The organism is Nitratireductor indicus C115 (genome assembly GCF_000300515.1).
Classification (GTDB): Bacteria; Pseudomonadota; Alphaproteobacteria; order Rhizobiales; family Rhizobiaceae; genus Nitratireductor; species Nitratireductor indicus.
In genome coordinates this window covers 98430-112184 of sequence record NZ_AMSI01000002.1, presented here as the reverse complement: position 1 = coordinate 112184, position 13755 = coordinate 98430, and the positions used below count along the sequence as shown (strand labels likewise).

At 60.4% G+C, this 13755-nt stretch carries 13 protein-coding genes; all 13 read left to right on the top strand.

The features are described 5' to 3' along the window. Nucleotides 1-130 precede the first annotated feature (130 nt). Nucleotides 131-910 (top strand): 30S ribosomal protein S2, encoded by a 780-nt coding sequence (gene rpsB, locus NA8A_RS03120; RefSeq protein WP_009755898.1) that lies wholly within the window; start codon nucleotides 131-133, stop codon nucleotides 908-910. A 207-nt stretch (nucleotides 911-1117) separates the two neighbouring features. Beyond that, nucleotides 1118-2041 carry a translation elongation factor Ts gene (tsf, locus tag NA8A_RS03115; protein ID WP_040671754.1) on the top strand — a complete coding sequence of 308 codons (924 nt, stop codon included), beginning with the start codon at nucleotides 1118-1120 and terminating at the stop codon, nucleotides 2039-2041. A 92-nt stretch (nucleotides 2042-2133) separates the two neighbouring features. Beyond that, a complete protein-coding gene (pyrH, locus tag NA8A_RS03110; protein WP_009755896.1) occupies nucleotides 2134-2862 on the top strand; it encodes a UMP kinase in 729 nt (242 codons plus the stop codon). Nucleotides 2863-2894: 32 nt separating this feature from the next. Further along, nucleotides 2895-3455 carry a ribosome recycling factor gene (gene frr, locus NA8A_RS03105; RefSeq protein ID WP_009755895.1) on the top strand — a complete coding sequence of 187 codons (561 nt, stop codon included), beginning with the start codon at nucleotides 2895-2897 and terminating at the stop codon, nucleotides 3453-3455. A 149-nt stretch (nucleotides 3456-3604) separates the two neighbouring features. Beyond that, nucleotides 3605-4321, top strand: coding sequence for an isoprenyl transferase (locus NA8A_RS03100; RefSeq protein ID WP_009755894.1), 717 nt, complete (start codon nucleotides 3605-3607; stop codon nucleotides 4319-4321). Beyond that, a complete protein-coding gene (locus NA8A_RS03095; RefSeq protein WP_009755893.1) occupies nucleotides 4318-5175 on the top strand; it encodes a phosphatidate cytidylyltransferase in 858 nt (285 codons plus the stop codon). Before NA8A_RS03100 ends, NA8A_RS03095 begins: the two co-directional genes overlap by 4 nt. Nucleotides 5176-5404: 229 nt before the next feature. After that, nucleotides 5405-6544 (top strand): RIP metalloprotease RseP, encoded by a 1140-nt coding sequence (gene rseP / locus NA8A_RS03090; RefSeq protein ID WP_009755892.1) that lies wholly within the window; start codon nucleotides 5405-5407, stop codon nucleotides 6542-6544. A gap of 215 nt (nucleotides 6545-6759) precedes the next feature. After that, entirely contained in the window at nucleotides 6760-9111 is a 2352-nt protein-coding gene (gene bamA, locus NA8A_RS03085; protein ID WP_040671675.1) for an outer membrane protein assembly factor BamA, read from the top strand. Between the two features lie 64 nt (nucleotides 9112-9175). Next, nucleotides 9176-10234, top strand: a complete 1059-nt coding sequence (gene lpxD / locus NA8A_RS03080; RefSeq protein WP_009755890.1) for a UDP-3-O-(3-hydroxymyristoyl)glucosamine N-acyltransferase — start codon at nucleotides 9176-9178, stop codon at nucleotides 10232-10234. Continuing rightward, nucleotides 10231-10704 carry a 3-hydroxyacyl-ACP dehydratase FabZ gene (gene fabZ / locus NA8A_RS03075; protein ID WP_009755889.1) on the top strand — a complete coding sequence of 158 codons (474 nt, stop codon included), beginning with the start codon at nucleotides 10231-10233 and terminating at the stop codon, nucleotides 10702-10704. Before lpxD ends, fabZ begins: the two co-directional genes overlap by 4 nt. Nucleotides 10705-10818: 114 nt before the next feature. Next, nucleotides 10819-11649: an acyl-ACP--UDP-N-acetylglucosamine O-acyltransferase gene (lpxA, locus tag NA8A_RS03070; RefSeq protein WP_009755888.1), complete on the top strand. Its 831-nt coding sequence runs from the start codon at nucleotides 10819-10821 to the stop codon at nucleotides 11647-11649. Continuing rightward, nucleotides 11636-12520, top strand: a complete 885-nt coding sequence (locus NA8A_RS03065) for an LpxI family protein (protein WP_040671673.1) — start codon at nucleotides 11636-11638, stop codon at nucleotides 12518-12520. Before lpxA ends, NA8A_RS03065 begins: the two co-directional genes overlap by 14 nt. Then, complete coding sequence (lpxB, locus tag NA8A_RS03060; RefSeq protein WP_009755886.1) at nucleotides 12517-13692, top strand: lipid-A-disaccharide synthase; 1176 nt, start codon at nucleotides 12517-12519, stop codon at nucleotides 13690-13692. The genes NA8A_RS03065 and lpxB overlap by 4 nt, the downstream gene beginning before the upstream one ends. The last annotated feature ends 63 nt before the right edge of the window (nucleotides 13693-13755 follow it).

Sequence of the window (13755 nt, the reverse complement as noted above, 5' to 3'; positions counted from 1 at the left end):
ATAAGCCTCTATATGCGCGCCCATTCCACACACGGATCATTGGTTTCGGTCGGGAGACATCCGGTCGGCGCCTCCGGTGGCGGGTTTCCGCCTGAAGGTCCGTGGAGGTTCAACCGGAAAGGAAACTAGAATGGCTCTGCCCGATATCAGCATGCGCCAGCTTCTTGAGGCTGGTGTTCACTTTGGTCACCAGACGCACCGCTGGAACCCGAAGATGGCGAATTACATCTTCGGCGCGCGCAACAACGTCCACATCATCGACCTCAGCCAGACGGTGCCCCTGATGCACCAGGCTCTGAAGGTTGTGTCTGACACAGTTGCCAAGGGCGGCCGCATTCTCTTCGTGGGCACCAAGCGCCAGGCTTCGGACATCGTTGCTGATGCAGCCAAGCGTTCGGCCCAGTATTACGTGAATGCGCGCTGGCTTGGCGGCATGCTGACCAACTGGAAGACGATCTCCAATTCCATCCAGCGCCTGCGCAAGCTCGACGAGCTGCTCGCTTCGGATGCCCAGGGCTTCACGAAGAAGGAGCGCCTGAACCTCGAGCGCGAGCGCGAGAAGCTCGACCGCGCGCTGGGCGGCATCCGTGACATGGGCTCCACGCCTGACCTGATGTTCGTGATCGACACCAACAAGGAAGCCATTGCCGTGCAGGAGGCCAAGCGCCTCGGCATTCCGGTGGTTGCAATCGTCGATTCGAACTGCGACCCGGATGTGGTCGATTACCCGATCCCGGGCAATGACGATGCCGCGCGCGCGCTGGCTCTTTATTGCGACCTGATCTCGCGTGCTGCCATTGACGGCATCGAGCGTCAGCAGGGTTCCATGGGCATCGATATCGGCGCATCCGCTGAGGCACCGTCGGAGCCGGCCCTCGACGAGGGTTCCAGCGAGGGCAAGGACGCCTAGGAAGCGCTGTTCCGTATGAGAGTGCGGAGCGCTAAACGCTCCGTGGCGGCCGCGCGGCAGACCACAGGCTTCGCGGCCGTTTTGTTTAGAGCGATTTCAGTGAAAGTTGCAGACTTTCACGCTCGCGAAATTGCGTAGTGACGATGAGATGAGCATTTGTGCGGCCTCGGTCGGGAAATGCTCCAGTTGAACGATGAAGAGGCGACGATGAGCATTTCAGCAGCAATGGTCAAGGAACTGCGCGAGAAGAGCGGCGCAGGCATGATGGACTGTAAGACAGCCCTGACCGAAACCAATGGCGATATCGAAGCAGCCATTGACTGGCTGCGCAAGAAGGGCATTGCCAAGGCTGACAAGAAGGCTGGCCGTACGGCGGCTGAAGGCCTGATCGGCGCAGCTTCGGATGCCAACAGCGCCGTTGTGGTCGAGGTGAACTCGGAGACCGACTTCGTTGCGCGCAATGACGCGTTCCAGGCATTGGTGAGCAATATCGCCACCGTGGCGCTTGGCACCGACGGTAGCCTCGATGCGGTTGCCGCCGCTGCCTATCCTACCGGCGGCAAGTCCGTTGCCGACACCGTGAAGGACGCTATCGGCACGATCGGCGAGAACCTGACGCTGCGCCGTGCGGCGAAGCTCTCGGTCTCCAACGGCGCCGTGGCAACCTATATCCACAATGCGGTGACGGATGGCTTGGGCAAGCTTGGCGTTCTGGTGGCGATCGAGACCACGGGTAATGCCGATGCCGCTCGCGCTTTCGCCCGTCAGGTGGCGATGCATGTTGCAGCTACGAACCCGATGGCCTTGAGCGAAGCCGAGGTGGACGCTTCCGCCGTTACCCGCGAGAAGGAGATTTTCTCCGATCAGGCGCGCCAGTCCGGCAAGCCCGAGAACATCATCGAGAAGATGGTCGAAGGCCGCATGCGCAAGTTCTTCGAGGAGGTCGTTCTCCTGAAGCAGGCTTTCGTCATCAATCCCGACCTGACGGTCGAGAAGGCTCTGGCCGAGGCGGAGAAGGAAATCGGCGCTCCGGCGAAGATCACCGGCTTTGTGCGCCTTGCTCTCGGTGAGGGCGTGGAGCGCGAAGAGTCGGATTTCGCTGCCGAAGTGGCTGCTGCCGTCAAGAAATAAGCGGTATTCGTATCGCCGTTGATAACGAAGGGCGTCGCGTGACAACGCGACGCCCTTCGTGTAACGCAAGTGCGCATATTGGAGACTTTGCAATGAACGATACCCCCCGCTTCCGGCGCGTTGTGTTGAAGGCATCCGGCGAGGCCCTCATGGGCGAGCAGGGGTTCGGGATCGATGTTTCCGTGGTTGACCGCATCGCGGCTGACATTGCAGAGGCGCGCAAATTCGGCGTCGAGGTGGGGGTCGTCATCGGCGGCGGCAATATTTTCCGCGGCGTGGCCGTTGCCTCGAAAGGCGGCGACCGGGTGACGGGCGACCATATGGGCATGCTTGCCACCGTCATCAATTCGCTCGCATTGCGCACCTCCCTGACAAAGCTCGGTGTGGATGCGGTCGTTCTTTCCGCCATTGCCATGCCTGAACTTTGCGAGAGTTTTTCGCAGCGCCAGGCGATGGCCTATATGAATGCCGGCAAGGTGGTGATCTTCGCCGGCGGGACAGGCAATCCGTTCTTCACCACGGATTCGGCAGCAGCGCTGAGGGCAGCCGAGATCGGCGCCGATGCGCTGTTCAAGGGAACGCAGGTCGACGGGGTCTATACGGCCGATCCGCGCCGCGAACCCGATGCCAAGCGTTATGAGCGGGTCAGCCACGCGCAGGTTATCCGTGACAATCTGGCGATTATGGATACGGCGGCAATTGCCCTTGCGCGCGAGAACCACATTCCGATAATCGTCTTTTCGATTCATGAGGAGGGTGGTTTCAACGCCATCCTGAAGGGCGGCGGCCATTGCACGATCGTGGCTGATGACGCCGATTGAGAACAGCGTGTGGGTGCGTAAGGAGATCTGATATGGCCGAAGGCATTGATTTCAAGGATCTGAAGCGGCGAATGGACGGTGCCGCGTCGGCATTCCAGCATGATCTGGCTTCGCTGCGGACAGGCCGTGCGTCGGCCAACCTGCTCGATCCGATCCATGTGGAGGCCTATGGCGCCAGCATGCCGGTCAGCCAGGTGGCAACCGTGTCCGTTCCCGAGCCGCGCATGATTTCCGTCGCCGTATGGGATCAGAGCATGGTCCAGGCCGTGGACAAGGCTATCCGTGAAAGCAATCTCGGTTTCAATCCGATTGTCGACGGTTCGACACTGCGCATCCCGCTGCCGGAGCTCAATGAGGAGCGCCGCAAGGAACTGGTGAAGATCGCGCATCAATATGCCGAGAATGCCCGTGTTGCCGCTAGGCATGTGCGCCGCGACGGCATGGAGCATCTCAAAAAGGCCGAAAAGGATGGCGACATCAGTCAGGACGACGCGCGTTCGCAGTCGGATCGCGTGCAGAAGATGACGGATGAGACCATTTCCGCCATCGACAAGCTTCTTACGGACAAGGAAGCAGAGATCATGCAGGTCTAGAGCGCCGTGCGTCCTCTCGGTCGCGCAAAGGGCGCTCGATCTTTTTGTTTTCCGCATTTTTGCGGATGTCAGGTATTTCCCCCTGACTGCAAAATGCTCTAGCGGCGTCCGACAGGAAGTCGCAGCACTGCTACAATGGAGGCGGTTCGATGAAGCCCGAACATGTGGCCATCATCATGGACGGCAATGGCCGCTGGGCCAAGGCCAGAGGACTGCCGCGCAGCGCCGGCCACCGTGCCGGTGTGGAGACCTTGCGCAAGACCGTACGTTCCATCGGCGAGCTGGGGGTTTCCTGGCTCACCGTTTATGCCTTCTCCTCTGAAAATTGGTCGCGCCCGCAATCGGAAGTCAACGACCTGATGGGGCTCTTGCGCATCTTTATCCGGCGCGACCTTGCCGAGCTTCACCGCAATGGCGTGCGGGTGCGCATTATCGGCGACCGGGTCAATCTGGCCCCCGACATCCGCTCCTTGCTTGAAGAGGCCGAATGCCTGACGGAAGGCAACACCAGCATGAACCTGGTGATCGCCTTCAATTACGGTTCGCGCGACGAGATCATGCGGGCAGCGCGCGCTGCACTGGATGACATCCAGGCAGGCAGGGTTGATCCGGGTGTGCTGTCTCCAGAGCGCTTCGGTGCCTATCTCGATACGGCCGGCATCCCCGACCCGGATCTCATCATCCGGACGAGCGGAGAACAACGCCTCTCGAATTTCCTGATGTGGCAGGCGGCCTATGCGGAGTTCATCTTCCTGCCCTGCCTGTGGCCTGATTTCGATCAGGAACAGCTTCGTGCGGCCATGACCACTTTTTCCGAACGCGAACGCCGCTTCGGCGGCGTAACGGCACGCGAAGCGGCCCTATGAGCGGGGCGCAGCAAGGCAAGGGCGCAAAGCCTGCGCGCAGCAATCTGCAGCTTCGAATCATGTCAGCGCTTGTTCTCGGGGCGCTGGTTCTTATCGTCACGTATTTCGGTGGGGTCGCCTTTCGAATTCTCTCGGCTGCAATCGCTGCTGCGATCTTCTACGAGTGGACGGCCATGCGGCAGGACCGGGTTCCACCGGTGCATCTCGCCATTGCCGTGGTTCTTCTCGCGGTGATCCTGTTGGCCATGGTGCTTGGGCAAGCAGCGACGACCGTCATCCTCCTGCTTTTGGGGGGCCTTGTCCTTCTGGCTGCCCATGGGCTGGTGTCGGGGGCGGGGCTCGCTTCAACGGCGGGACTTGCCTATGCGGCGGGACCAGCGCTTGCGCTTGCCTATCTGCGCGGCGGCGATGCCGCGGGGCTTCTGGCCATTCTTTTCCTGTTCGCGGTCGTCTGGACCACGGATACAATGGCCTATTTCACGGGGCGCGCGATCGGAGGGGCCAAGCTTGCTCCCTCAATTTCACCGGGCAAGACCTGGAGCGGGGCAATTGGCGGCGCACTTTTTGCTCTTCTGGCGGGCGTGGCTTTCGCTTTTCATGACAAAGCGGTTTACGGCGCGCTGATCGTGGGGGGCGTTGCGCTGTTGCTGGCCGTTGTTTCTGAGGTTGGGGACCTTTTCGAATCGGCCCTGAAGCGGCGGCAGGGAGTGAAGGATTCCAGCAATCTCATCCCCGGTCATGGTGGCGTCATGGACCGGGTCGACGGGCTGATGGTCGCGGCTCTCGTCTTTTATGTAATTGCTGCACTTATCGCTGGGCCTGATACGCCTGCACACGCATTCTTCCGCTTTTGATAAGCCTTGAACTGCCTTGGATTTGCCGCGATGGCGTGGAGTTCTGGCAAAAGGGACAGCGGGTAAATTCGTGAAACGCGGGATTTTGTGAGTTGCACAGGGTGCAATTTTGTGAGTTGCACAGGGTGCAAGAGAACACCTTGTTGAATATAAGCATGCTGCCGGTCAAAGCTCGGAATCGCTGCTTCGACCCGGCCGGCGGAACCAGAAACGAGCGAGCAAAGCAGACGTGACAGAAATCCTGACTTCCTTCTTCAGCACGGAAAGCCTGCTCGTGGGGACGATCATTCCGTTTCTGTTCGTGCTGATGGTTGTCGTTTTCGTTCACGAGATGGGGCATTATCTGGTCGGCCGCTGGTGCGGAATCGGTGTGAAGGCTTTTTCCATCGGCTTCGGGCCCGAGCTTTTCGGTTTCAACGACCGGCACGGCACACGCTGGAAGCTCTCGGCCATCCCCCTCGGCGGCTACGTGAAATTCACGGGTGACATGTCCGTTACGAGCAGCCCCGATGCTGCGGCGGACGAAAGCCTGTCGGATGAGGAGCGCAAGGTCGCGTTCCATACCCAACCGGTGTGGAAGCGCGCAGCCACGGTGGTGGCCGGGCCCTTTGCCAATTTTCTGCTTACCATTGCCGTTTTTGCGGTGATGTTCGGCGTTTTCGGCCGCTTCGTCATGGAGCCGATGGTTGCGGACGTGCAGGTGGACAGTCCTGCTGCAAGTGCCGGTTTCGAGAAAGGCGACCGTTTCGTTTCTGTGGACGGTACCAAGGTTCGGACCTTCGGCGATGTGCAGCGGCTGGTTTCCGGCAGGGCCGGGGACAAACTGACCATCATCGTCAACAGGAATGGCGAGGAAGTGCCTCTGAGCGTTGTTCCTGCTCTGAGGGAACAGACGGACGCGCTGGGCAATACGGTGCGCATGGGCGTGATCGGCGTCGTCAACGACCAGACCGTGGGAGAGCCGCGGGTTGTCGAATACGGCCCTCTTGAGGCCGTGGGCGAGGCCGTCCGCGAGACCGGCTATGTGATCGCGCGCACGGGTCAATTTCTGAAGCGCTTTGTCGCAGGGCGCGAGGATCGCTGCCAGCTGGGCGGCCCCGTGAAAATCGCGGACATGGCCGGAAAGGCGGCGCAGAAGGGCTTTGAATGGCTGATTCAGTTGGTGGCTTTATTGTCGGTCGGCATTGGTGTTCTTAATCTTTTGCCCATCCCCCCCCTTGATGGCGGGCATCTGCTGTTCTACGCCTTAGAAGCTGTGATGCGCCGTCCTGTGTCCGAGAAACTGGCGGAAGCGGTTTACCGCGTCGGTTTCCTGGCGGTCCTGGGGTTCATGGGATTCGTTTTCTGGAACGACCTGTTTGGCTGCTGAAGGACGTGGGAAAGGCGAAATGGGTAAAAATTGAGACGATATTTACCATGGCTTCGAATTTGGCGTGACCCGAATGCCACGGTGTGTGGGTTCGTAAACGCAAATTAACCGGAAGGCTTGCGTGTAGGGGAAATCTGGCTATTAGGGTAGCTGTCTATCAGTATGCGCCGATTTTCCGCCGCGGGGACAAAAGAGAATAGAGGTTTTTAAACCCAATGAAGGCAACGTCCAGGTTTATGAACGCCGTTTCGGCTGTGGCTCTTTCGGCGGGCGTGGCGATGACGGGGGCTATCGCCATTGAACTCGCCGCCACGCAGGTGGCGACGGCTGCTACGGTCAGCCGCATCGAGGTTCGAGGCAATCGCCGCGTCGACGCTGACACCATTCGCAACTACATTGCGATCCGTCCGGGCCGCTCGTTCTCGAATGACGATGTCAACGAGGCAGTAAAGCGCCTGTTCGGCACCGGGCTGTTCTCGGATGTCTCGATCACCCAGTCGGGTGGAGCGCTCGTCGTGTCGGTCGAGGAATATTCGGTCGTCAATCAGGTGATCTTCCAGGGCAACAAGAAGATCAAGGACCGTAACCTGTCCGCTGCTGTGCAGCTTCAGCCGCGCAAGTCCTTCTCGAACCAGATCATGCAGGCCGACGAGGAGACGATTCGCGAATCCTACCGCCGCATCGGGCGCGATGACGCGACCGTGACAGGCCGGGTGCAGGAGCTGGCCGATGGCCGCGTGAATGTCATCTACGACATTCAGGAAGGCGGCCGCACCAAGATCAAGTCGATCAACTTCGTCGGTAACAGCGCCTTCGGGGCAGGTCGCCTGCGCGACGTGATCACCACGAAGCAGTCGAATTTCCTCTCCTTCCTGATGCGCAACGACATTTATGACGAGAATCGTCTGCGCGCTGATGAAGAGACGCTGCGTCGCTTCTACTATAATCGCGGCTATGCCGATTTCCGCGTCATCTCTTCCTCCGCCGATCTGGATGAGGCCGAGAACGCCTATACGGTGACCTTCACCGTGGAGGAAGGCGAGCGCTATCGCTTCGGCAATATCGGCATCGAAAGCACGATCTCCGGCGTCGATTCCGAATCCCTTCGCTCCGAGCTGCAGACCCGTCAGGGCCGCACCTACAGCGCCAAGGATGTCGAGGATTCGATCATCGGCCTCACCGAGACCGTTGCCGGCCAGGGCTACGCTTTTGCGCAGGTTACGCCGCGTGGCGACCGTAATTTCGAGACGCATGAGATCGACGTCGTCTATTCGATCGACGAAGGGCCGCGCGCCTATATCCAGCGCATCGAAATCCGCGGCAATCAGCGTACGCGCGACTATGTCACCCGCCGTGAATTCGACCTTTCCGAAGGCGACGCCTTCAATCAGGTGCTCGTGCAGCGCGCCAAGCGCCGCCTTGAAGCCCTGAACTTCTTCCAGACCGTCAACATCACGACCGTGCCGGGATCGCAGCCCGATCAGGTGGTGCTGGTCGTGGATGTGATGGAAAAGTCCACCGGCGAATTCTCCATCGGCGCGGGTTATTCGACGGGCGCATCCGATTCCAGCGGTGCCGGTTTCTCTGTCGAAGGTTCGATTACCGAGCGCAACTTCCTGGGCCGTGGTCAGTTCATCCGCGTTTCGGCCGGTGGCGGTCAGGATTCGCGCGACTATTCGCTGTCCTTCACGGAGCCATATTTCCTCGGTCGCCGCATTGCAGCCGGTTTCGACATCTTCAAGCGTACGCGCAGCTTCGACAAGTATGATCGCGACATTACCGGTGGCACTATCCGTTTCGGCCTGCCGATCACCGAAGCTCTGTCGACCCAGATCGCGTATAACTACACGCAGGAAGAATATACGGGCACGGATGAATGTGCGGACATAACTGCTGCCAGCTGTGACCTTGCCACTGCGCTTAAGGATGCGATCGGCGAGGGTACCTGGAAGAAATCCTCCGTCAGCGGATCGCTGATCTACAATACGATCGATGACATGAAGAACCCGCATTCGGGTCTTTATGCCAACCTTACGCTTGAGGTCGCGGGTCTTGGCGGTGACGCCAAGTTCATCAAGGCCACTGCACGCAGCACCTATTACCAGACGCTCTCCGACGAGCTTGATCTGGTTGGTCTGTTGAGTGTGGGAGCCGGTCATATCCAGGCCATTTCGGGTGATCTGCGGGTGTTCGATCACTTCTCCAGCAATGATCGCATCATTCGCGGCTTCGACTACAATGGTATCGGGCCCTACGATTCTGCGACCGGAGATCATCTGGGCGGCAAGACCTATTTCAACGCTTCGGTCGAGGCGCAGTTCCCGCTTCCGATGCTGCCTGAGAGCCTTGGCCTGCGCGGTGCAGTCTTTGCCGACGCAGCGACGCTTTACGGCAGCGATGTCGCCGGTGCCATCGGCACGGATCTGAAATGGCGCGCTTCCGTGGGTGCCGGTCTCCTGTGGGCTTCGCCCTTCGGTCCGCTGCGTATCGACTACGCCGTGCCGGTCATGAAGGAAGACAAGGACGAGGTGCAGAACTTCAACTTCGGCATCTCCACGCGGTTCTAGTCGCCCGACCGTTTTCGGGCGCTCCTAGTGGTCCGGGCCCCTTGGGCCCGGACGGAAGGTTTTCATGAAGGACCCGGATTTTTTTGCACCGGCACGCGCCATTACGGCAGGTGAGGTCGCTTCGCTTACCGGCGCGACGCTCGCCAACCCAGACCATGCCGACATCGTTATCGATCACGTCGCCGCCGCCTTCGAGGGCGCGGCTGGTGCGCTGATTTTCATCGATGGCAAGCGCAACGCGCATCTCCTTCAAAACACGTCCGCGTCAGCCGTCCTGTGTCCGCAGGACCTTGTCTCGCTCGTTCCCGAAGGCGTGGCCGCACTCAGCGCGGGCCGGGCGCAGGCTGCGTTCAACACGGTGGCCCGCCTCCTGTTTCCGACTGCCATCAGGCTTGGGTCGGTAACCGGTCAAACCGGTATTTCGCCGCGGGCGGCAATCGCAGACGATGCTGTTCTGGAGGAGGGCGTCATCGTGGAGGCCGGCGCCGTGATCGGTGCTAAGGCCATGATCGGGCGCGGCACGGTGATTGCACCGAATGCGGTGATCGGCGAGGGGACGCGTATCGGCCGTGACGGCTATGTCGGCCCCGGGGCGAGCGTGCAATGCGCCATGATCGGTGACCGGGTGATCATCCACGCCGGCGTACGCATCGGGCAGGACGGGTTCGGCTATCTGCCAGGCCCCAAGGGGCTGGAAAAGATTCCCCAGATCGGGCGTGTCGTCGTTCAGGACGATGTCGAAATCGGCGCGAATACGACCGTCGACCGGGGAGCGCTTACGGACACGATCATCGGGCAAGGTACCAAGATCGATAATCTCGTGCAGGTCGCTCACAATGTGAAGATCGGCCGCAGCTGCGTGATCGCGGGGCATTGCGGGCTTTCAGGATCGGTGACACTCGGGGATTTCGTGATGCTTGGCGGTCGCGTCGGCATTGCCGATCACATCAAGATCGGTAGCGGTGCGCAGCTTGCCGCTTCCAGTGGCGTCATGACGGATGTTCCGGCGGGCGAACGCTGGGCAGGCTCGCCGGCTCAGCCGATGCGGGAAGCCTTCCGCGAGCTTGCGGCTTTGCGCGGCCTCGTGGATGGGAAGCGAAGAAAGAAAGAGGAACGGGGATGAGCGAAACGTCTGCGACCCAACAACTGGAAAGCCTGGAAATTCTGGATCTGATGCGTCTTCTGCCGCACCGCTATCCGTTTCTGCTCGTGGACAAGATCATCGAGATCGATGGTGACCGTTCCGCCGTCGGTATCAAGAATGTGACGGTCAACGAACCGCATTTCACCGGACACTTTCCTACGCAACCGGTGATGCCGGGTGTTCTGATCGTCGAAGCCATGGCGCAGACGGCGGGTGCGATCTGCATCAACAATGCAGGCGATGACAGTCCTGCTCTCGTCTATTTCATGACAATTGATGGTGCGAAATTCCGCAAGCCCGTGATACCGGGCGACCGGCTTGAAATTCACGTCAAGAAGATCAAGCAGCGCGGCAGCATCTGGAAATTCGAATGCGAGGCCAAGGTCGACGGCGGCAAGGTTGCCGAGGCAACAATTTCGGCGATGATGTCGGTCGAACAGGCAAGTTAGTTCGTTTCATCCTTTCGCGGGATGCGACGAAGCGATGCTGCCAATCGTTTTATCTGCATTTATGCCATCTCAGGTGAACTCACCTGACCGCAAGATGCTCTAGTCAGGAATATCATGGCGCGCGAGACCTTTATTCACCCATCGGCCATCATCGAACCGGGCGCCGAACTCGGCGCTGGTGTGAAGATTGGGCCGTTTTGCCATGTCTCGAGCGCTGCCAAGCTGCATGACGATGTGGAGTTGATCGGGCATGTCACCATCATGGGCGATACCACGCTCGGCAAGGGCTGCCAGGTCTTTCCGCAGGCGGTGCTCGGAGCGCCGCCGCAGAACTTCAAGCACAAGGGCGGCCATAGCACGCTTGAAGTCGGCGAGAGCTGCGTCATCCGAGAAGGCGTCACTTTTCACGCGGGAACGGATACGAGCCGCGGCAAGACGACGGTAGGTTCCCACGGTCTTTTCATGGCCTATTCGCACGTGGCTCATGACAGTGCCGTGGGCAATCACGTCACCATGGCCAATTATGCCGGGCTTGGCGGTCATGCCGAAATCGGCGATCATGTCATCATGTCCGGCTATTCGGCGGTTCATCAGTTCGTGCGGGTCGGCCATCACGCATTTCTTGGCGGGTTTGCGGCCGTGGTCGGCGACGTCATTCCCTACGGCATGGCCGTTGGCGACCGCGCCTGTCTGCGCGGCCTGAACATTGTTGGTCTCAAGCGCTCGGGCATGGCCCGTGACGACATCATGGCCCTGCGCAAGGCTTATCGGATGATCTTCGCAGAAGGAAGTTCGCTGGAAGACAATGCGGCGGCCGTGGAGAAGGCCTTTCCCTCTTCCGCGCTTGTCGCCGATCTCGTTGAATTCGTGCGTGGCCGCGACAGACGGCATTTCACGCTGCCTTTGCGCGGCAAAGCTGCAGCGCAGGACGATGACGAAGACTGAGAGGTCGGCTTGCGCGTTGCCTCAGGGCGCGCGCATTGCGGTGGTTGCCGGAAGCGGCAGCCTTCCGCGCGACGTGGTTTCAGCGCTTGTGCGCGCGGGGTACAGGCCTCTCGTCGTTGCAATCGAGCAGGATGCTGATCATTTCCCGGTAAGTGCCAAGGATTTCGATGTCTGGCCGACACCCGTGGAGCGGCTCGGTCTCGTTCTGCCCAAGCTCAAGCGTGCAGGGGTCACGCATCTGGTTCTCGCCGGCGGGGTGAGCCAGAGGCCTCCGATCCTGAAGGTGCGTTTCGGCCTCGATATATTGAAGGTCCTGCCAAGGCTCATTGCGGCCTATGCGCGTGGCGATGATGGCCTGTTGCGGGCGGTTATCGCTTATATCGAGGAAAACGGTATCAAGGTTGTCGGTGCCCATGAGATCGCGCCGGATCTGTTGGCTCCGGCCGGCGTGATCACGCGTTCGAAGCCCACGAAAGCCGATGAAGCCGATATCGCTGCGGCATTCGAGGCCGCGCGCACCATCGGTGCTCTCGATATCGGGCAGGCGGCAATCGCTGTTGGCGGTCGCGCGGTTGCGCTGGAGGGAATAGAAGGGACGGCGGGGCTTCTGGCTCGCATGCGCGATATGCGCGATCATGGTCGCCTTGCGGGCCGAAAGCGCGGGGTTCTCGTGAAATGCGTCAAGCCGAAACAGGAGTTGCGCGCCGACTTGCCGACGATCGGGCCGGAGACGGTCGATGCCGTGCATGCCGCAGGGCTCGTGGGGATTGCGGTGGAGGCCGGACGCTCCTTGATCATGGATCATGACGAAACCCTGAAAAGGGCTGACAAGCTCGGCATATTCGTTGTCGGCCTGGAGCGGCCCGAATGACGTTGCGCGCGGGGCCGATCAAGCTTGCTGTCATTGCGGGCGAAGAGTCGGGTGATCTTCTGGGCGCCGATCTGGTTTCAGCGCTGAAGAGGAAATCCGGTCGTGCGGTCGAATTGACCGGCGTCGGCGGCCATCATCTGGAAGCGGAGGGGCTACACTCCCTGTTTTCGGGGGAAGAAATCGCCCTGATGGGCGTCTCGGCAATTTTGAAGGATCTGCCGAAACTCATTCGCCGGATCGGCGAGACGGCGCGGGCCATCGTCGCTGCCCGGCCCGATTGTCTGGTAACGATCGACAGCCCAGAATTCAGCCTCCGTGTTGCCAGGAAGGTGAGGGCGCTCGCACCAGGGATACCCATCATCCATTATGTCTGCCCAAGCGTTTGGGCCTGGCGGCCGTCGCGAGCCAAGGCAATGCGGCCCTATGTGGACGAAATCCTTTGTCTTCTGCCATTTGAACCGGAAGCGCTGCAAAAGCTCGATGGCCCGTCTGGGACCTTCGTGGGCCACAGGCTTTCAAGCGAGCCGAACATCCTGAGGGCTGCTGCCGCACATCTCGAATACCCGCAATCCACGGACGAGGGGTCGCGCACGCTTTTGATGTTGCCGGGATCGCGCCGAGGCGAGGTGAAGCGGCTGATCGAGCCTTTTGGGGAAACGGCTGGCCATCTGGCCGCCATGGGACGCGATTTTCGCATTCTCCTGCCTACGGTTCCGCACGTGGCACCCATGGTGGAAGCGGCCGTCGCCACCTGGCCGGTGCGGCCGGAAATCATCCTGGACAAGGATCGCAAATGGCAGGCCTTCGCAGAAGCCGATGCAGCGCTCGCCTGTTCGGGGACGGTGGCACTGGAATTGGCTCTGGCACGCATCCCCTCGGCCATCTGCTACAAGACCGACTTCATTGCCACGGCCCTCATTCCGCTGATCTCCGTGTGGTCGGCAGCTCTGCCGAACCTGATCGCCGATTGGCCCGTGGTCCCGGAGCATTTCAACCAGTTCGTGCGGCCTGGCTATCTGGCGCGGCTTATCAACCAGTTGTGGTGCGATACGCCCCTGAGAGCCGCACAGATGGCCGGGTTTGCCGAGGTTGCACGTGGGCTTGAAACCGATGAACCCGCAGGTGAGATCGCCGCCGGCGTGGTCCTGAGGCATATCGCAAAAGGCGACTGAATTCTTCCATCGGAGCCAAAGGCAAAGAAAAACCCCGGAACCTTGCGGCTCCGGGGTTTTTCA

Coding starts and splice junctions, on each gene's coding strand:
- rpsB (WP_009755898.1), top strand. CDS start 131: ATGGCTCTGCCCGATATCAGCATGCGCCAGCTTCTTGAGGCTGGTGTT.
- tsf (WP_040671754.1), top strand. CDS start 1,118: ATGAGCATTTCAGCAGCAATGGTCAAGGAACTGCGCGAGAAGAGCGGC.
- pyrH (WP_009755896.1), top strand. CDS start 2,134: ATGAACGATACCCCCCGCTTCCGGCGCGTTGTGTTGAAGGCATCCGGC.
- frr (WP_009755895.1), top strand. CDS start 2,895: ATGGCCGAAGGCATTGATTTCAAGGATCTGAAGCGGCGAATGGACGGT.
- NA8A_RS03100 (WP_009755894.1), top strand. CDS start 3,605: ATGAAGCCCGAACATGTGGCCATCATCATGGACGGCAATGGCCGCTGG.
- NA8A_RS03095 (WP_009755893.1), top strand. CDS start 4,318: ATGAGCGGGGCGCAGCAAGGCAAGGGCGCAAAGCCTGCGCGCAGCAAT.
- bamA (WP_040671675.1), top strand. CDS start 6,760: ATGAAGGCAACGTCCAGGTTTATGAACGCCGTTTCGGCTGTGGCTCTT.
- lpxD (WP_009755890.1), top strand. CDS start 9,176: ATGAAGGACCCGGATTTTTTTGCACCGGCACGCGCCATTACGGCAGGT.
- fabZ (WP_009755889.1), top strand. CDS start 10,231: ATGAGCGAAACGTCTGCGACCCAACAACTGGAAAGCCTGGAAATTCTG.
- lpxA (WP_009755888.1), top strand. CDS start 10,819: ATGGCGCGCGAGACCTTTATTCACCCATCGGCCATCATCGAACCGGGC.
- NA8A_RS03065 (WP_040671673.1), top strand. CDS start 11,636: ATGACGAAGACTGAGAGGTCGGCTTGCGCGTTGCCTCAGGGCGCGCGC.
- lpxB (WP_009755886.1), top strand. CDS start 12,517: ATGACGTTGCGCGCGGGGCCGATCAAGCTTGCTGTCATTGCGGGCGAA.